This window comes from Agrobacterium sp. 33MFTa1.1 (assembly GCF_004328495.1).
In the GTDB taxonomy this organism is placed as follows: domain Bacteria; phylum Pseudomonadota; class Alphaproteobacteria; order Rhizobiales; family Rhizobiaceae; genus Agrobacterium; species Agrobacterium pusense.
On the sequence record NZ_CP036358.1, the window covers coordinates 2,485,073 to 2,502,631 of the forward strand.

Here is a 17,559-nt window from a genome sequence, read left to right on the forward strand (position 1 = left end):
GGTCAACCGTCTTTCAGTCGTTAAAGTCCATGCCCATGCGCAGGCACCAGTCTCTGAGCGGCGCAAGTTCCGGATGCGAAAGCGCTGCGGCGAGATAGCGGAACGTCCGCGGCATATGCTTCATATATCCGGGTTTGCCATCCCGTTCCATCAGCCTGACCCAGATACCGGCAAGCTTGCAGTTGCGCTGCGCCGACATGATGGAGAAGGCCTTGAGAAAAGCAGCCTCATCGAAAGAAGGCGTGTGTCGCCTGCTCTCGAGATAATGCGAAAGCAGGCGTGCCTGCAATCCGGGCTCGATTGTAACCCGGGCATCCTGAACAATGGAAGCGAGATCATAGGCGGTCGGGCCAATCATCGCGTCCTGAAAATCGATCAGGCCGACCTGTCGTATGCCGGCATTCTGCTGTTGCCAGAGGATATTTGGCGAATGGAAGTCGCGCAGCAGCAGCCCGTTTTCGCAATCTGCAAGCGAGTCGATCAGAGCGTCCCAGATGGCGTAATATTCCTGCTTCTCGCCATCGGACAGTGGCCTGCCGCGCTTATAGGGCAGATACCATTCCACCAGCAGCGAGACCTCGATCTTCATCGCCTGCCGGTCAAAGGGTGGAACCTCATAGGTGCTGCCATCACCCACGGGCAGGGGACCGGGTTGTGACGCTTGATGAAGTGCCGCCAGAAAGGCAATGCTTTCCAGATAGCGCTCCTCGATTGGGGCGCCATCGGCGGCTAACACTCCATCTCGCCCCAGATCCTGCAACAGGAGAATGCCTTGGTCGATGTCCGCCGCGATGATCTCCGGCGCGCAAAAGCCGCGATTCCGCAGATAATTACCGATCGCCACGAAGGAGCGGGCATCCTGGGCGAGATGGGCAATCTCCGCATAGGTCTTGCCGTCGGCGACGATGGCGCCTTTCAAGGGGCGGCGCCAATCCATCAGGATAAGGTCCGGGCCATCGGTGGAGATGGTCTCATAGGCACGGGTGGAAGCATCGCCGCTCAGAAAGCGGCGGACCGCGTCACCTCTGCCATTTCTGGCGAGGAATTCCCGGATGGCAAAAACCCGCTCAAGCCGCGCTTTCGGATTTGCCGGAGCCTCGATGGAGGCGATCCGCCCTTCACCGGAATGCGTCAACGTCAGGGTTACGGTCTGGCCCGGTGGCAGAATCTCTCCTGCTATATCCGGCCATTCGATCAGGCAGATGCCATCCTCCAGCATCTCATCGATGCCGAGCTCATCCAGTTCGGAAACATCCGAAAGCCGGTAGAGATCGAGATGGGCGACCGGAATGCGGGTGGCATAGGTTTGGATGATGGTGAAGGTGGGGCTCGGAACCTCAAGATCCGGCTCGTCTGCCATCGCCCGGATGAAGGCGCGGGCAAGCGTCGATTTACCGGCGCCAAGGTCGCCGACCAACGCCAGACAATCGCCGGGCTTCAGCGCCAGCGCGAGGTCTTCACCGAGCCTGATGGTGTCCTTTTCCCCCGCAAGAGGAATGGTGATCGGCAAGACATTTTCGCTCATTCTGCGGCAATGGAATGCGGACGCGTGGCGGAAGGAATGCGGCAGGTGACGGTGGTGCCGTTGCCGGGCCGGCTGTCTATGCTAACCGTTCCGTGGTGGAGACTGACGAAACTTTCGACAATGGAAAGGCCAAGCCCGGCGCCGGTTCGCCGGCCGCCATTGCCGCGGGTCGAAAAACGATCGAAGACCGTTTTTAGCATGTCTTCCGGGATGCCCGGTCCCTTGTCCGCCACAGAGAATATGAAGTCACCTTCGCTGCGCTGGCAGGAAAGCGTAACTGAAGACCCTTCCGGCGCGAAATTGATCGCATTGGTCAGGAGCTTGATGAGGATCTGCTTCAGGCGCTGGTGGTCTGCCACCAGGCTGCCGAGATGAGCCGGGGCGACGATCTGAAGTGAAATGCCGCTTTCCTGCAGCCGGTCCGCGATCTGCACCGAAACATCTTCGAGCAATTCGTTCAGGTCATTATCCGAATAATTGAGTTGCATGATGCCGGCATCGACGGTCGCAAGATCGAGAATATCATTGACAATCGTCAGAAGGACCGAGGAGGACGTGGAAATATGGTCGAGATATTCCGCCTGCCGCTCCGTCAATTCCCCAAGGCCCGGGGTCTTCAGGAGATCGGTGAAGCCGATAATGTTTGTCAGTGGCGAACGCAGCTCATAGGAAACATGCTGCACAAAATCATTCTTCAGCTCATCTGCCTTGAGAAGAGCGTCGTTCTTTTCCATAAGGGCGCGCTCAGCCCGTACGCTGTCCGTCATGTTGACAAAGGTCAGCATGGTCTGCGCATCCGGCAACGGAATGATCGCATAATCGAGGACGAGGCCGGAAAGCAGTTCCAGTGTGCCTTGCCGGGATGGCCGCTCATCATCGAAACTGGTGATGAACTGGCTGAAGGCGCGCCAGCCGTCCGGCCCGTCGTAGGATGGTGCGCAGGCGGTTTCGATGGCGCGGATGTGCGTTCCGGTTTCGGCCTGTTCGGCAGTCACGCCCCACAGCGCCCGGAATGCCGGGTTCGACAGGCGAATACGACCGTCCGCACCGAACACGGCGACCCCCTCGGCCAGATGGTCGATGGTTTCGCCCTGCACTTTCACCAATGTGTTGTAGCGCATTTGCAGATCGACCTGCTCGGTCAGGTTTTCGAAAACCCAGGTTGCGCCGCCCTGCGGATGGGCCGTCGCAATCACCCGCAGTGTCTGGCCGTTGGGCAGGTGCCAGAGATCGGTCTTGGTATCGAGCGAGCGGTATACGGAGAGCGCCGTCTCCTTCCAGTTCTTCCAGTTGAGCTGCTCGGGCAATTTGCCGGCGGTGCGCAACCTGTCGAGAAGCTCTGAATTGTCAGGCCCGGATTCGAGGAACACTAGGTCGAGGCCCCACAGAGTCGCAAAAGCCTGATTATAGAATTGCAGCCGCTGCCGGCCATCGAAAATGGCGACGGGCGTTGCCAGATGATCCAGCGTTTCGGCGTGGCTCTTCAGAACCCGCTTCAGTTCCTCGCTGATGGTTTCGGCCTCGGTGGCATCGATGGCGATACCGGCAGACCCGCCCGCCGTTTTGATGTCGACGACATCGAAGAAGCTGCGATTACCCGCAACCACCGTGGAAATACGGTCGTGATAGGGCGATTCCGGGGTCGCGGCCGCGCGTATCTTCTGCCGGGTAACCGTGTTCAGAAGTTCTCGTTTCTCCTGAATGGCCTGTTCCGCATTCCGCGCATCCACTGCCTGTGCATAGGCATGGTTCACCCAGATAAGTTCGCCTTCGCCATTGCGACGCCAGACGGGCTGCTCAATGGAATCGAGAAGTTCCTGAAAAGTCGAGACGGAAGCGATCAGCCGTTCACGCTCCACCTGCAGTTCGGCGAGCTCCGCACGCAGATTGTTGAGGGCGATGAAGCGTGCAAAGGCATTGCCGCCGGAAACCCGGCCCTGAACCTCGATAACTTCGCCGCGATGCGTTTCGATGGTGAGATCGAAACTCTGTGCGTGGCTACGAAGTTTTTCAATGGATTTCTCAAGCTGACTGGCGGATGCCGGTTTCAGCCAGCGGCCAAAGGCCAGAAAATCCTGGTCCGCCTGCGGCACGCCTGTCTCGGCCGGCAGCTGCCCCAGAAATTCCGGACGGTTTTCTGCGCCATCCCAGATGACGATGCGGCGGCTCTTGTCGGAAATCAGCGCCTCGTATTTGGCGATCTTGTGGTGAGACTGGGCAAGCGCCTGGCGAAATTCGCTGCTCTCCGCCTCTATATTGCCGCGCTGGCGCACCAGCCAGACGACTGAAAACAGCGTCGCGGAAAGCATACCCACGAAAAGCGAATAGGTTATGGTTTCACCTGATGAAAACAGCCGAGCGCCGGCTTTGGCCGCAAGTCCATCCTGCGCCAGCGCCACGGTGGCTGAACCGGCCAAAAACGTGCCGGAAAGCAGGAACGGAAGCCGTGAAAAGCCGGTCCGGATCGCACGGATTGCCAGCCGGCAACGTGCCAGAGCATTTCCAGGAAAAGTGAACACCGGTTTTCCGTCCGCAGATGCGCCAAAACGCACCAGAGTCTGTGCGCTCAATGCCACGCCCGCTTGCGTGTTTTCAACGCGTTGAACTGTCTGCTTGCGCAGATCCGAATTTTGAACCGACATCCCCGGTCTGTCTCCGTCCTATGTGCCGCATCTTCGACAAGACATCCCATTTCGTCCGCACCGCCCTGTGGTGCGTCCGAATCAAGTCTGATGACAATACCGCCTTCATAAAACTGCGAAAAGGGAGCGCGCAAAAAAGATGCCGCGCGCTTTGTCAAGCGCGCGGCATCTAGATATTGTGTAATTTCAGTGGATATTAACCATGAAATTAATATCTGTAGTGGTCCGCCTTGAACGGGCCCTGCTTCGAGACGCCGATATAATCTGCCTGAACGTCGGAAAGTTCAGTCAGGCGCACACCAAGCTTCTCGAGATGGAGGCGTGCGACCTTCTCGTCGAGGTGCTTCGGCAGCACGTAAACGTCGTTCTTGTATTCGCCCTGCTTGGTGAAGAGTTCGATCTGGCCCAAAACCTGGTTGGTGAAGGAGGCCGACATGACGAAGGAGGGGTGACCGGTGGCGTTGCCAAGGTTCAGAAGACGACCTTCGGACAGCAGGATGATGCGGTTGCCCTTCGGGAACTCGATCATGTCGACCTGCGGCTTGATGTTCGTCCACTTCAGGTTACGCAGCGATGCGACCTGAATCTCGTTGTCGAAGTGGCCGATATTGCCGACGATCGCCATGTCCTTCATCTCGCGCATGTGCTCGATGCGGATGACGTCCTTGTTGCCCGTCGTGGTGATGAAGATATCGGCGGAGGAAACAACGTCCTCCAGGCGAACGACTTCGAAACCGTCCATGGCAGCCTGCAGTGCGCAGATCGGGTCGATTTCGGTCACCTTCACGCGGGCGCCGGCGCCCTGCAGCGAAGCGGCCGAACCCTTGCCAACATCGCCGTATCCGCACACCACGGCAACCTTGCCGGCCATCATCACGTCGGTTGCGCGGCGAATGCCGTCAACCAGCGATTCTTTGCAACCGTATTTGTTGTCGAACTTGGACTTGGTGACGCTGTCATTGACGTTGATCGCCGGGAAAGGCAGCAGGCCCTTCTTGCTGAGGTCGTAGAGGCGGTGCACGCCGGTCGTCGTTTCTTCGGTGACACCCTTCAACGCGTCGCGCTGCTTGGTGAACCAGCCGGGCGAAGCCTTGAGGCGCTTGTTGATCTGCGCGAAGAGAATTTCTTCTTCTTCGGAGCCGGGATTGGAGAGCACGTCTTCGCCCGCTTCCGCGCGAGCGCCAAGCAGGATGTACATGGTGGCATCGCCGCCATCGTCGAGGATCATGTTGGAGAGACCGCCATCGGTCCACTGGAAGATCTTGTCGGTATATTCCCAATATTCCGTCAGGCTCTCACCCTTGACGGCAAAGACCGGAATGCCGGCTGCCGCAATGGCCGCTGCAGCATGGTCCTGTGTCGAGAAGATGTTGCAGGAGGCCCAGCGAATGTCTGCACCGAGTTCCTTCAGCGTCTCGATGAGAACGCCGGTCTGGATCGTCATGTGAAGCGAACCGGAAATGCGGGCGCCCTTCAGCGGCTTGCTTTCACCGAACTCCTTGCGGCAGGACATCAGGCCCGGCATTTCGGTTTCGGCGATGTCCAGTTCCTTGCGGCCGAATGCGGCAAGGTTGATATCGGCGACGATGTAGTCCTTCTCAAGGCTCATGAGATTCTCCAGATCAGAAGCGCCGCACATTGCGGCCCGGCTTTTTACGTAGCAGCGGTTTAGCAGGCCACGAACGATCTGGCAATAATGATATAAAGAAGTCTTTATGTCTTTATATGGCTCAGGCTTCTTCGCCGAACCGGTCGGCGACCAGGGCCTCAAGTGCGGCGAGCGCCTCTTCGGCCTGATTGCCGCTCGCCTCGACATAGACACTGCATCCGGGGCTGGCCGCCAGCATCATGAGACCCATGATCGAGGTGCCGCCGACGGTCATGCCGTCTTTCGAAACCGTAATGGTCGCGTCGAAGCCTTCAACCATCTGCACGAATTTCGCTGATGCCCGGGCATGGAGACCGCGTTTGTTGATGATCGGTAGTTCCCGGGAGAGTGGCGACATGGGCTGACTTCTTATTTGCCGCTTAAAACGCGGCTGGCGACGTTGATATATTTGCGGCCGGCATCGGATGCGTCCTGAAGGGCCTTGTCCATATTGTCTTCGCTGCGAACGCCGGCAAGTTTGATCAGCATCGGCAGGTTAACCCCGGCGATGACTTCGACATTGCCGTTATTCATGACCGAAATCGCAAGATTGGAAGGCGTGCCGCCAAACATGTCCGTCAGGATGATGACGCCATTGCCGTCATTGGCGCGCGCGACAGCGTCGATGATATCCTGCCGGCGCTGATCCATGTCGTCTTCGGGACCGATACAGACCGTCTCGATCAATTTCTGGGGACCGACGACATGCTCCAACGCATGACGAAACTCCTCAGCCAGCTTGCCATGGGTGACAAGCACTAGTCCGATCATGAAATGCTCCCTTGCACACGCACTCTCATTGCCGACTATCGCAACGCGGCAATCCTGTCCATCGGTGGGATTTCATCTTGATGAGGAAAATGCGAATCGCAAGCCTAAAATCGCCCGAATCATCGTCACTTCACATTCGTTTTGAAAAGATTCTGAGCAAGTGCAGCAAATTTTCCATAGGGCGTGAGACTTGAAAGCGGAATACGCAGAAGCGGAAGATGCCCGCCGCACGGCAGCGATAACATCTCGTCATCTTCGGGAAGTCTTGGATTTTCGGGTGAAACAACTGTCGTGACGGCGAAATGTAGCGGCGCGCGCGCAATGCTTTTAAGTGAAACAATGCCGCTGCCGCGTAATTCCAACAGGCCGGCGATGGCTTCCGGCCGTTCGGCGATGATGGTCTCGCCATCGCGATACACGAAAATCTGATCGTCCGCGATCAATGCGGCCGGCAATCCGCACCGTTCCGCCTCCGTCAGGAAGCTGAAGGCGAGTTCGCTTTTGCCGCTGCCCGACGGCCCCGTGAATAGGATGCCGGTGTTTTGAACAACGATCGCGGTTGCGTGCAGGTTGAAGCGTTCAGCGTTCATGGGTTTCAGCCGCCGGCAGCGACAGGGTGAAGCGCGCGCCTGATATCACGCCATATTTGTCGACGACGTTCTCTGCCCGCAGGCTGCCGCCATGGGCTTCCGCGATCTGGCGGCTGATGGAAAGGCCAAGGCCGGAGTTCTGTCCGAAACCTTCGCTCGCCGGCCGGTCGGTGTAGAAACGCTCAAAAATCCGGTCGATATCTTCGGCCTGAATGCCGGGCCCGTTGTCCTCTACCTGCACGATGCAACGATCCTTGTGACGGGAGAGGCGTACCGTGATGCGGCCGCTTTCTTCGGCAACGAAGGAGCGCGCATTCTCGATGAGGTTGGTGACGATCTGGCCGATACGCAGATCGTGGCCGTTCACCACGAAGGAGGTCTTTGCGCCCGCTTTCCGGTCGACAACATAGTCGATCGTCACGCTTTTCTTCTTGGTGCTTATCTGGCGGGATATATCCACCAGACCCTTCATCAGCACATCAAGATCGAGCGGCGCGGCGTCGGCGCGCGCCAGTTCGGCATCGAGCCGCGACGCATCCGAAATGTCGCTGATCAGGCGGTCGAGGCGGCGCACATCGTGGAAGATGATCTCGGTCAGGCGCTGTTTGGACTCTTCGGTCTTGGCGCGCGGCAGGGTTTCCACGGCGCTGCGCAGCGAGGTCAGCGGGTTCTTGAGCTCATGGCTGACATCGGCGGCGAAACTTTCGATCGCATCGATACGGTCGTAAAGCGCCGTCGTCATTTCACGCAGCGCAATAGAGAGGTTGCCGATCTCATCCTGGCGCGCCGAGAAATCCGGTATTTCCTCACGGGTTCTCGCCCCGCGGCGCACGCGGATCGCGGCCGCCGACAGCCGCCGCAGCGGCGTGGCGATGGTGGAGGAGAGGAGCAGCGACAGCACGATGTTGACCAGCGTGGCGATGCCAAAGACGCGCATGATGGCGAGGCGCTCGGCATGCACGATCTTGTCGATATCGCCCGCTTGTGTCGAAAGCAGCAGAACGCCGAGCACGGCCCGGAAGCGCTGTACCGGTACGGCCACGGAAACAATCAGCTCACCCTTTTCCGTGACACGCACGACCGCGCCGCGCACGCCGGTCAGCGCGTTCATCACTTCCGGATAGATAGAGCCATCGCCGCCAGGCGCTTCCTTGTATTGCGGCAGGCTGCTCGGCTGCAGCATGCGGTTGAACATGCTGGTGAACCAGTCGCCCCAGGTCTGCGTCTCGGGCGTTACTGGCGGCAGGTCGAAGCGCAGCACCTGACCGCGCGAATAAAGATGTCGGGAATCGAGCAGCAGATTGGCATCGGCATCGAACAGCCGCGCGCGGGTGCGCGTTGGCGAAATCAGCCGCCGTAGCACCGGCGCCACGCGTTCCGGATTGATGGGGAAACTCAGGTCCTCATCATTGGGGGCAGGGGTTATGCTCTGTCCCGCCTGCAATTCGAGCAGCTTTTCCGGGTTGATGGTGATTGAGTTGGTATCGACAGAGGCGGAAGCGGAAACCGCGCCGGCTATGATTTCGCCCTGCGTCAGCAGGCTTTCCACGCGCGCATCGATCAGCCCCTCGCGGAACTGGTTGAGATAGAGAATGCCGCCGACTAGAACCACCGTCGCGGCGACGTTGAAGAACAGGATGCGGCGCGTGAGGCTGGAAAACACCGCATTGCCGAAAATGCGCCGGATGATCGTCAGCGGATGGATACGATGGCGGCGTTCGCTGCCGCGTTCTTCGGCATCGTCACTGTCCGAGACGGTTTCCGGCGTTTTTTTCAACACGTATTCAAGTCCTTACCACCCCATACCGGGCGGTCCCTTCTGCGTGAGTCGGCTCGTTCAAGCCGCTTCGCGGAAGCGATATCCTACGCCATAAAGCGTTTCAATCATATCGAAGTCGCCATCGACCAGTTTGAACTTCTTGCGAAGACGCTTGATGTGGCTGTCGATGGTGCGGTCGTCCACATAGACCTGCTCGTCATAGGCGGCATCCATCAGCGCGTCGCGGCTTTTCACGACACCTGGACGTTGTGCCAGCGAATGCAGGATGAGGAATTCGGTCACCGTCAGTGTTACCGGTTCGCCCTTCCAGGTGCAGGTGTGGCGTTCCTGATCCATGGCGAGCTGCCCGCGCTCCAGTGTGCGCGCCTGTTGGTCTGCCGTCGGCTTCAGAACGTTGCCGGTTGCGGCGGATGCTTCGCGGCTGCTGGCGCGGCGCAGGATGGCTTTGACGCGTTCCACCAGAAGGCGTTGCGAGAACGGCTTGGTGATGAAGTCGTCCGCGCCCATCTTCAGGCCGAACAATTCGTCGATCTCTTCATCCTTCGAGGTGAGGAAGATAACCGGCAGATCCGACTTCTGGCGAAGGCGCCGCAAAAGCTCCATGCCATCCATGCGGGGCATCTTAATATCGAAAATGGCGAGCTGCGGCGGACGGGCGATCAACCCGTCAAGCGCGGAAGCGCCGTCCGTATACGTTTCGACCCGGTAGCCTTCGGCTTCGAGCGCGATCGATACCGAAGTGAGAATATTCCGGTCATCGTCGACAAGCGCGATCGTCTGCATGTAGTTGGTCTCCATCGTCATTTTCTCGTAACTCCCGACATTCACCCAGCCAGGTTGTGCGCCGCGAGCCACTCTCTTGAGTATAAAGGTGGAACAAATTGTGGCAAAGGAAAACTCACCCCAAAATCGCAAGGGTAGGACGAAGAGATTTCGTAGAGACGCCGCAGCTGAATTTTAATGCGTCTTCAACCGATTTAAAAAGAAATAAAATCTTTTAAATCGATTAATATATTGAAATTACTAAGTTTTTTAAACTTCGGCTCTTGCGTTTCCAAGAGGTGCCACGTATTTTCCGTGAAAATTTCAACGGCCTTATCGTCATTAACAAGGAACGCGTCATGACCGAGATTGGGGTTCATAATCCTGCCAACGGAGTTGCAGAACTCGGACTGGGCAAGGCTTCCCGCGTCTTTTATAACCTCAGTGAGAGCGAACTATACGAAGAGGCAATCCGCAACGGCGAGGCCGAGCTGACCATCGACGGTGCGCTGCGCGCCGTCACCGGCCAGCACACGGGCCGTTCTCCGAAGGACAAATTCGTTGTGCGCGACGCGTCCACCGAGAACACCATCTGGTGGGACAACAACAAGCCGCTGTCGCCGGAAAACTTCGAGTTGTTGCGCCAGGACATGTTGGCCCATGCCGCCGGAAAGACGCTCTATGTTCAGGACCTGATCGGCGGCGCCGATGAGGAAAATGCGTTGCCGACACGCGTCGTCACCGAGCTCGCCTGGCATTCGCTGTTCATCCGCAATCTGCTGATCCGTCCGAAGCAGGAAAAATTGGCGGGCTTCAAGCAGAAGCTCACCATCATCAATCTGCCGAGCTTCAAGGCAGATCCGGCCCGTCATGGTGTCCGTTCGGAAACAGTCATCGCCTGCGACCTTACCAACGGCCTCGTTCTCATCGGCGGCACGTCCTATGCCGGTGAAAACAAGAAGTCGGTCTTCACGGTGCTGAACTACCTGCTGCCAGCCAAGGGTGTCATGCCCATGCATTGCTCGGCTAATGTCGGTCCGCAGGGTGATTCTGCCGTTTTCTTCGGCCTCTCCGGCACCGGCAAGACCACGCTGTCGGCTGATCCGTCGCGCACGCTGATCGGCGATGACGAACATGGCTGGGGCGAACACGGCATCTTCAATTTCGAAGGCGGCTGCTATGCCAAGGCGATCAAGCTTTCGGCCGAGGCCGAGCCGGAAATCTACGCCGCGACCCGCCGTTTCGGCACGGTTCTTGAGAACGTCGTGCTGGACGAAAACCGCGTTCCTGATTTCAACGACAATTCGCTGACGGAAAACACCCGCAGCGCCTATCCGCTGCACTTCATTCCGAATGCATCGGAGACGGGCATTGCCGGCCACCCGAAGACGATCATCATGCTGACGGCTGACGCCTTCGGCGTGCTGCCGCCGATTGCCCGGCTGACACCGGAGCAGGCCATGTACCACTTCCTCTCCGGTTACACCGCCAAGGTCGCCGGTACGGAAAAGGGCGTGACCGAGCCGGAAGCGACATTCTCCACCTGCTTTGGCGCCCCCTTCATGCCGCGCCATCCGGCCGAATATGGCAACCTGCTGCGTGAGCTGATCGGCAAGCACGGTGTGGATTGCTGGCTGGTCAATACCGGCTGGACCGGCGGCGCTTACGGCATCGGCAAGCGTATGCCCATCAAGGCCACCCGCGCGCTTCTGACCGCCGCTCTCACTGGGGATCTGAAGAACGCACAGTTCCGCACCGATGCGAATTTCGGCTTCGCCGTCCCTCAGTCGCTTGAAGGTGTTGACAGCGCGATCCTCGATCCGCGTTCCACCTGGGCCGATGGCGCAGCTTATGACGCGCAAGCCAAGAAGCTGGTGTCGATGTTCGTCACGAACTTCACCAAGTTCGAAGACCACGTCGACAGCAAGGTTCGTGACGCAGCGCCGGGCCTTTTGCTCGCGGCAGAATGAATAAGCCTCGTTTATGAGGAGGAGGGGAACCCGGCCCAAGTGCCGGGTTTCTTTTTGCCGGGTTCTTTCGTTTTGTCCTTGTTTTCATTTTTCACGATCTGTGGCATCACCGGCGCGGAGAGAAAACATGGCCAGCGACCCGCTTTACATCAATAACCGCATCACCATTGCCGGCTGGGAGCTGACGGAGCAATTCGTGCTGGCCGGCGGGCCGGGCGGCCAGAACGTCAACAAGGTTTCGACAGCGGTTCAGCTATTTTTCGACATTGCGAATTCACCCTCCCTTCCGGAAAGGGTGAAGGTCAATGCGTTGCGGCTCGGTGGCAGGCGCGTATCAAAAGAAGGCGTGCTGATGATCGAAGCGAGCCGGTTTCGCAGCCAGGAGCGCAATCGTGAGGATGCGCGCGAGCGCCTGAAGGAACTGATCCTCGAAGCCGCCGCCCCCCCGCCGCCGGTGCGCAAGGCTACCAAACCCACCAAGGGCTCCGTCGAGCGCCGCCTCAAGGCGAAGTCCGGTCGCTCCGATATCAAGAAGATGCGCGGCAAACCTTCGGGCGAATAAGCGACGATCAGACGACGAATCTTTCGCCCTTGTCATGGAGCTTCAAATATCGTCTGGTAAGCCTCCATACAACCAAGGAGGGTGCTATGGGTCTGTTCAATTTCATCAAGGAAGCGGGAAAGAAGCTTGGTATCGGCGGCGACGACGCGCCGGATGTCGACGCGGTCAAGAAGGAACTCGCTTCCCACGATCTCGGCACCGACAAGGTTCAGGTCGAGGTGGTGGATGACAAGGTTGTCCTGAAGGGCGAAGTGGCCGATCAATCGATTTTCGAAAAGGCGGTCATCGCGGTCGGCAACACGCTCGGCATTTCCAAGGTCGAGGCCGGCGAGTTGAAAGTGGCCGAAGCGCCGGCGAAAGAACCGGTCTTCTATACGGTCAAAAAGGGTGACAATCTCTGGAAGATTGCGGAAGCGCAATATGGCAAGGCCAATGGCGCGAAGAATAACATCATCTTCGAAGCCAACAAGCCGATGCTGACGCACCCCGACAAGATTTATCCCGGCCAGGTTCTGCGCATTCCAGACCTTGCCTGATAACGCCTTGTAATCGCTGCGACGGAGATGCCGCCTTCGCGGCATCTTTCACAATTTGCGAAGCGCGACCGTGTCGATCAGGTGGTTTTTGCCCTTGCGCAAAATAAGGTCGGCGCGCGGGCGGGTCGGCACGATGTTCTGCCGCAGGTTCTTCAAGTTGATGTTCTGCCAGAGGCCTTCAGCAATGCTGAGCGCCGCTTCTTCGCTGATCGAGGCATAACGGTTGAAGAATGAATTGGGATCGCGGAAGGCGGTTTTTCTCAGATTCATGAACCGGTTCACATACCAGTTGTGAATAAGGCCTTCATCAGCGTCGATATAGATCGAGAAATCGAAGAAGTCGGAAACGATCGGCACGATCCTCCCGCCTGCCGGCAGGTCGCGCGATTGCAGCACGTTGATGCCTTCGAAGATGAGAATATCCGGCTGGTCGATGACAGTGAACTCGTTCGGCAGCACGTCATAGGTCAGGTGCGAATAACGCGGCGCCTTGACATTGGGCTGGCCCGCCTTGATGGCCGACAGGAAACGCAGGAGCGCGCCGATATCGTAGCTCTCCGGGAAGCCTTTGCGCTCCATCAGATTCTCGCGCCGCAATACCTCGTTCGGATAGAGAAATCCGTCAGTGGTGATGAGGTCGACCTTGGGACTGGAAGGCCAGCGCGCCAGAAGCTCTTTCAGAATACGTGCCGTCGTGGATTTGCCAACGGCAACGGAGCCGGCGATGCCGATGACGAAGGGCGTCTTGTTGACGTCAGCCATGTTGAGGAAGCGGTTGCGTTGCTCGAACAACAGCTGCGATGCTTCCACATGGGAAGACAGCAGGCGCGACAGAGACAGGTAGATGCGCCGCACCTCATCCAGATCGATCGGATCATCCAGCGAACGCAGCCGTTTGACCTCGTCGGCAGAAAGCGTCAATGGCGTGTCGGCACGAAACTTCGACCATTCTTCCGAACTGAAGAAGTGGTAGGGCGAATATTCATCCGGTCGGAAATGATCGAGTGTGCTCGGCATGCCTCTCTCCCCGCTGCCTGCCTCGATCTTCATGATGTCGGCCTCGCTGCCTTTTCCGCAAGACCGGTTTGCCCGGTCCTGCGCTCCAGCTCGGCGAAAACCTCATTCAGCGGGATGTCGGCGATCTTCAAAACCACCAGCAGATGGTAAAGCAGGTCCGCCGCTTCGTTCTTCAGCCCGTCGCGGTCTTTTGCGATGGCCGCAATGACGGCTTCCACGGCTTCTTCGCCGAGTTTCTTTGCCGCACGCTCCTGGCCGGCCGCAACCAGCTTGGCCGTCCAGGATTCGTCAGGAGACGCAGCGGCGCGGGTTGCGACGATGCGCTCCAGATCGGAAAGGGAAAATGCGCTCATGGGGGAATCCTGCAATCAATCGAGACGCATGGCGATGCCATGCTCGGCCATGTAGTTCTTGGCTTCACCGATCGAATAAGTGCCGAAGTGGAAGATCGAAGCGGCAAGCACCGCAGTCGCATGGCCATCCCGAACCCCTGCCACCAGATCATCCAGCGTGCCGACGCCCCCCGAAGCGATGACGGGGACTCGAACCTGATCGGCAATGCTGCGCGTCAGGCCGATATCGTAACCGCTCTTTGTGCCGTCGCGGTCCATCGAGGTGACAAGCAATTCGCCGGCGCCGCGTTCGACCATCTTGATGGCGAATTCCACGGCGTCAATCCCGGTCGGCTGGCGTCCGCCATGGGTGAATATTTCCCAGCGGCCTTCTTCCCCATCCTTTGAAACCCGCTTGGCGTCGATGGAAACGACGATGCACTGGTTGCCGAACTTGTCGGCCGCCTGCGCCACGAAGTCGGGATCCTTGACCGCTGCGGAATTGATCGAGACCTTGTCGGCCCCGCACAGAAGCAGCTTGCGGATGTCGGCGACGGCGCGAACGCCGCCACCGACGGTCAGTGGCATGAAGCAATGATCGGCCGTGCGCGAAACCACATCGAATATCGTGTCGCGATTATCCGAAGAGGCGGTAATGTCCAGGAAGCAGAGTTCGTCCGCGCCTGCCGCATCATAGGCTTTCGCCGCCTCGACCGGGTCGCCGGCGTCGATCAGATCGACGAAGTTCACGCCCTTGACGACACGGCCGTCTTTCACATCCAGGCAGGGAATAACGCGGGCTTTTAGGGTCATACGCGTACCTCCCTTGCGGCCTTGATGAGGGCGAGCGCCTCCGCCGGATCGATACGGCCGTCATAAAGCGCGCGGCCGGAAATCGCGCCTTCGAGCTTTGCCGCATCCGGCTGCAACATGCGCTTGATGTCGTCGATGGAGGCAAGACCACCGGACGCGATGACCGGGATGGAGACGGCGTCGGCCAGTTCCAGCGTCGAGGCCCAATTTATACCGGCCAGAATGCCGTCACGATCGATATCGGTGTAGATGATGGCCGCGACGCCGGCACCTTCGAAACGTTTGGCAAGCTCGATCACGCCGAGTTCGGAGGCTTCCGCCCAGCCTTCCACCGCAACCTTGCCGCCCTTGGCATCGATACCGACGGCGACCTGGCCGGGAAAACGCTTGCAGGCTTCAATGACCAGAACCGGATCGCGCACCGCCACGGTGCCGAGAATGACGCGAGCAAGCCCACGGCTCAGCCAGGCCTCGATATGATCGAGCGTGCGGATGCCGCCGCCCAGCTGCACCGGGTTTTTCGTCGCCTTCAGAATGGCATCAACCGCCGCGCCATTGACCGTCTGGCCGGCGAACGCACCGTTGAGATCAACGACATGCAGCCATTCAAAGCCTTGATCCTCGAAAGCTTTCGCCTGTGCGCCGGGGTCGGTATTATAGACGGTGGCCTGGTCCATATCGCCGAGTTTCAGGCGAACGCACTGGCCGTCTTTAAGGTCGATTGCGGGAAAAAGAATCATGTCAGGGCTTCCAGCGCAGGAAATTGGAAATCAGGGCAAGGCCGAGCGTCTGGCTTTTTTCCGGGTGGAACTGCGCGCCGGCCATATTGTCGCGACCGACGAAAGCCGTCATCGCGCCACCGTAATTTGTGGTGGCGATGACATCCGTCGAGTGCTTGGCCGCCAGATGATAGGAATGCACGAAATAGGCGTGCAAGCCATCCGCGCCGGTCTTGATGCCGTCGAACAGGGGGTGGGCGTGGCGGATTTCCAGCGTGTTCCAGCCGATCTGCGGAATCTTCAGGTTCTTATCGGCAGGCGTCATTTCCACGACGTCACCCTCGATCCAGCCGAGCCCGGTGCTAACAGTCTTTTCCAGCCCGCGGGATGACATGAGCTGCATTCCGACGCAGATGCCGAGGAAGGGATGCGCCTTTTTCTCGACGGCTTCAAGGAGCGCCTCATGCATTCCGGGAACGGCATCCAGACCGGCGCGGCAGTCGGCATAAGCACCGACACCAGGCAGCACGATGCGGTCCGCCGAGGCGACGTGATCCGGCTTGTCGGTCAAATCGATGGTTGCGTTGATGCCGGCTTCACGCGCGGCACGCTCGAAAGCTTTGGTGGCCGAACGCAGGTTGCCCGAGCCGTAGTCGATGATCGCGACACGCATGTCAGCGCCTTCCATTCAAGTCGAAAAGAAACGATCCGGCGGGATCGTTGACGAAGTTTTTGCCGCCGCTCTTTTGCGGCGAAGGGGTCCAGACCGGGTGCGACAGCTGTTCTTCCGCGTCAGCGTTTTCGGAGAGACCGGAGAAATATATGTCTTCGGCGCTCGAAAGATCAGGGGCGGAAACGACTGACTTCAGCGTCCAACCTTTGCGGATCAGGTGCCGGACGAGAAAATTGCGTCCCTCCAGCGCTGTTATGAGCCCAATCGTGAAACCAACAAGAATTCCGGCAGGTTCGAATCCGGCTAACATCGAGACTTGTCCGGCCGCAACGAGTGCGATGACAACGATAGCCGTCCCCAGCCACAGCCGGTTGATCGCAAGCCATAACCATGGCGCAAAGAGAGCCAGCCAGACGAAACGATCGGCAATGAATCGGGTCGTCTTGTGGTCCCTGTCCGGCCCGTTGGGGGCTTCCAGAACGAGATAGCTTGTCATGGGCTTCCTGACAGCTTTGGCGTCAGGCCAGCATGCCCTTTGTTGAGGGAACGCGGCCTGCCTGCCGGGGGTCGATCTCGGTTGCCGTGCGAAGAACGCGGGCAACGGCCTTGAAGCATGTTTCGGCGATATGATGGTTGTTGGCGCCGTAATGGTTCAGGATATGCAGCGTGATGCCGGCATTCTGGGCGAGCGCCTGAAAGAATTCGCGCACCAGTTCCGTGTCGAAGGTGCCGATCTTTGGCGCGGAAAAATTGACGTTCCAGACGAGGAACGGCCGGCCGGAAATATCGACGGCGGCCTTGGTCATCGTCTCGTCCATGGCAAGGTCGAGCGAGGCGTAGCGGGTAATACCGCGCCGGTCGCCCAGCGCCTTCGCGATCGCCTGGCCAATGGCGATGCCAGTATCTTCCACGGTGTGATGATCATCGATGTGAAGGTCGCCCTGAACCTCGATCTCCATGTCGATCAGCGAATGGCGGCTCAGCTGGTCCAGCATATGGTCGAAAAATCCCACGCCGGTGGAAATTTTCGATTTGCCGGTGCCGTCGATATCCACACGCACCGAAACCGAGGTTTCGTTGGTCTTGCGGATAATCTCGCCTTTACGTTCTGCCATTTTGGCCGCTCCGTGAAAATGTCGCCGTTCCTTATCAGCACGGGACACAAATATCCAGTTGTTCCATCGTCTTGGCTGACCTGCGGAAAACCCGGTGTGATCCC

Annotated in this window: 18 protein-coding genes; 3 read left to right on the forward strand and 15 right to left on the reverse strand. The window is 58.6% G+C overall.

Features of this window, described 5'->3' with window-relative positions:
• Window positions 1-13 precede the first annotated feature (13 nt).
• From tsaE to chvI, 8 genes are all read right to left on the reverse strand, one after another.
• Window positions 14-1,525, reverse strand: coding sequence for a tRNA (adenosine(37)-N6)-threonylcarbamoyltransferase complex ATPase subunit type 1 TsaE (tsaE, locus tag EYD00_RS12390; protein WP_004444297.1), 1,512 nt, complete (start codon window positions 1,523-1,525; stop codon window positions 14-16).
• Window positions 1,522-4,167, reverse strand: coding sequence for a sensor histidine kinase (locus EYD00_RS12395; RefSeq protein ID WP_004444300.1), 2,646 nt, complete (start codon window positions 4,165-4,167; stop codon window positions 1,522-1,524). The genes tsaE and EYD00_RS12395 overlap by 4 nt, the downstream gene beginning before the upstream one ends.
• 208 nt (window positions 4,168-4,375) lie before the next feature.
• A complete protein-coding gene (ahcY, locus tag EYD00_RS12405; protein WP_004444302.1) occupies window positions 4,376-5,776 on the reverse strand; it encodes an adenosylhomocysteinase in 1,401 nt (466 codons plus the stop codon).
• 121 nt (window positions 5,777-5,897) lie between these two features.
• Complete coding sequence (locus EYD00_RS12410) at window positions 5,898-6,173, reverse strand: HPr family phosphocarrier protein (RefSeq protein WP_004444304.1); 276 nt, start codon at window positions 6,171-6,173, stop codon at window positions 5,898-5,900.
• An 11-nt stretch (window positions 6,174-6,184) separates the two neighbouring features.
• Window positions 6,185-6,586: a PTS sugar transporter subunit IIA gene (locus EYD00_RS12415; RefSeq protein ID WP_003505374.1), complete on the reverse strand. Its 402-nt coding sequence runs from the start codon at window positions 6,584-6,586 to the stop codon at window positions 6,185-6,187.
• Window positions 6,587-6,711: 125 nt separating this feature from the next.
• Window positions 6,712-7,176 (reverse strand): HPr kinase/phosphorylase, encoded by a 465-nt coding sequence (locus EYD00_RS12420; RefSeq protein ID WP_004444313.1) that lies wholly within the window; start codon window positions 7,174-7,176, stop codon window positions 6,712-6,714.
• Window positions 7,166-8,956: a two-component system sensor histidine kinase ChvG gene (gene chvG, locus EYD00_RS12425; RefSeq protein ID WP_004444315.1), complete on the reverse strand. Its 1,791-nt coding sequence runs from the start codon at window positions 8,954-8,956 to the stop codon at window positions 7,166-7,168. The genes EYD00_RS12420 and chvG overlap by 11 nt, the downstream gene beginning before the upstream one ends.
• A 57-nt stretch (window positions 8,957-9,013) precedes the next feature.
• Window positions 9,014-9,739: a two-component system response regulator ChvI gene (gene chvI, locus EYD00_RS12430; RefSeq protein WP_006700117.1), complete on the reverse strand. Its 726-nt coding sequence runs from the start codon at window positions 9,737-9,739 to the stop codon at window positions 9,014-9,016.
• A gap of 338 nt (window positions 9,740-10,077) precedes the next feature.
• Between chvI and EYD00_RS12435 the strand changes: the two genes are divergently transcribed.
• The 3 genes from EYD00_RS12435 to lysM all read left to right on the forward strand — a co-directional run bounded on the left by EYD00_RS12435 (window position 10,078) and on the right by lysM (window position 12,786).
• Window positions 10,078-11,688: a phosphoenolpyruvate carboxykinase gene (locus tag EYD00_RS12435; RefSeq protein ID WP_004444319.1), complete on the forward strand. Its 1,611-nt coding sequence runs from the start codon at window positions 10,078-10,080 to the stop codon at window positions 11,686-11,688.
• Between the two features lie 127 nt (window positions 11,689-11,815).
• Window positions 11,816-12,250 (forward strand): alternative ribosome rescue aminoacyl-tRNA hydrolase ArfB, encoded by a 435-nt coding sequence (arfB, locus tag EYD00_RS12440; protein ID WP_004444320.1) that lies wholly within the window; start codon window positions 11,816-11,818, stop codon window positions 12,248-12,250.
• 86 nt (window positions 12,251-12,336) lie between these two features.
• Window positions 12,337-12,786, forward strand: a complete 450-nt coding sequence (gene lysM, locus EYD00_RS12445; RefSeq protein ID WP_004444321.1) for a peptidoglycan-binding protein LysM — start codon at window positions 12,337-12,339, stop codon at window positions 12,784-12,786.
• 48 nt (window positions 12,787-12,834) lie between these two features.
• Here lysM and coaA read toward each other — a convergent pair whose 3' ends face one another.
• From coaA to hisB, 7 genes are read right to left on the reverse strand one after another with little or no spacing between them, the layout of a single operon-like run.
• On the reverse strand, window positions 12,835-13,836 hold the full coding sequence (gene coaA, locus EYD00_RS12450; protein ID WP_004444323.1) for a type I pantothenate kinase: 1,002 nt from the start codon (window positions 13,834-13,836) through the stop codon (window positions 12,835-12,837).
• Window positions 13,833-14,156 (reverse strand): phosphoribosyl-ATP diphosphatase, encoded by a 324-nt coding sequence (locus EYD00_RS12455; RefSeq protein ID WP_004444325.1) that lies wholly within the window; start codon window positions 14,154-14,156, stop codon window positions 13,833-13,835. Before EYD00_RS12455 ends, coaA begins: the two co-directional genes overlap by 4 nt.
• A 15-nt stretch (window positions 14,157-14,171) precedes the next feature.
• Window positions 14,172-14,948 (reverse strand): imidazole glycerol phosphate synthase subunit HisF, encoded by a 777-nt coding sequence (hisF, locus tag EYD00_RS12460; protein WP_004444327.1) that lies wholly within the window; start codon window positions 14,946-14,948, stop codon window positions 14,172-14,174.
• Entirely contained in the window at window positions 14,945-15,688 is a 744-nt protein-coding gene (gene hisA, locus EYD00_RS12465; protein WP_004444329.1) for a 1-(5-phosphoribosyl)-5-[(5-phosphoribosylamino)methylideneamino]imidazole-4-carboxamide isomerase, read from the reverse strand. The genes hisF and hisA overlap by 4 nt, the downstream gene beginning before the upstream one ends.
• A gap of 1 nt (window position 15,689) precedes the next feature.
• Window positions 15,690-16,340 carry an imidazole glycerol phosphate synthase subunit HisH gene (hisH, locus tag EYD00_RS12470; RefSeq protein ID WP_004444331.1) on the reverse strand — a complete coding sequence of 217 codons (651 nt, stop codon included), beginning with the start codon at window positions 16,338-16,340 and terminating at the stop codon, window positions 15,690-15,692.
• Window position 16,341: 1 nt separating this feature from the next.
• Entirely contained in the window at window positions 16,342-16,836 is a 495-nt protein-coding gene (locus EYD00_RS12475; RefSeq protein ID WP_004444333.1) for a DUF2628 domain-containing protein, read from the reverse strand.
• A 22-nt stretch (window positions 16,837-16,858) separates the two neighbouring features.
• Window positions 16,859-17,455 (reverse strand): imidazoleglycerol-phosphate dehydratase HisB, encoded by a 597-nt coding sequence (gene hisB / locus EYD00_RS12480; RefSeq protein WP_004444335.1) that lies wholly within the window; start codon window positions 17,453-17,455, stop codon window positions 16,859-16,861.
• Between the last annotated feature and the right edge of the window lie 104 nt (window positions 17,456-17,559).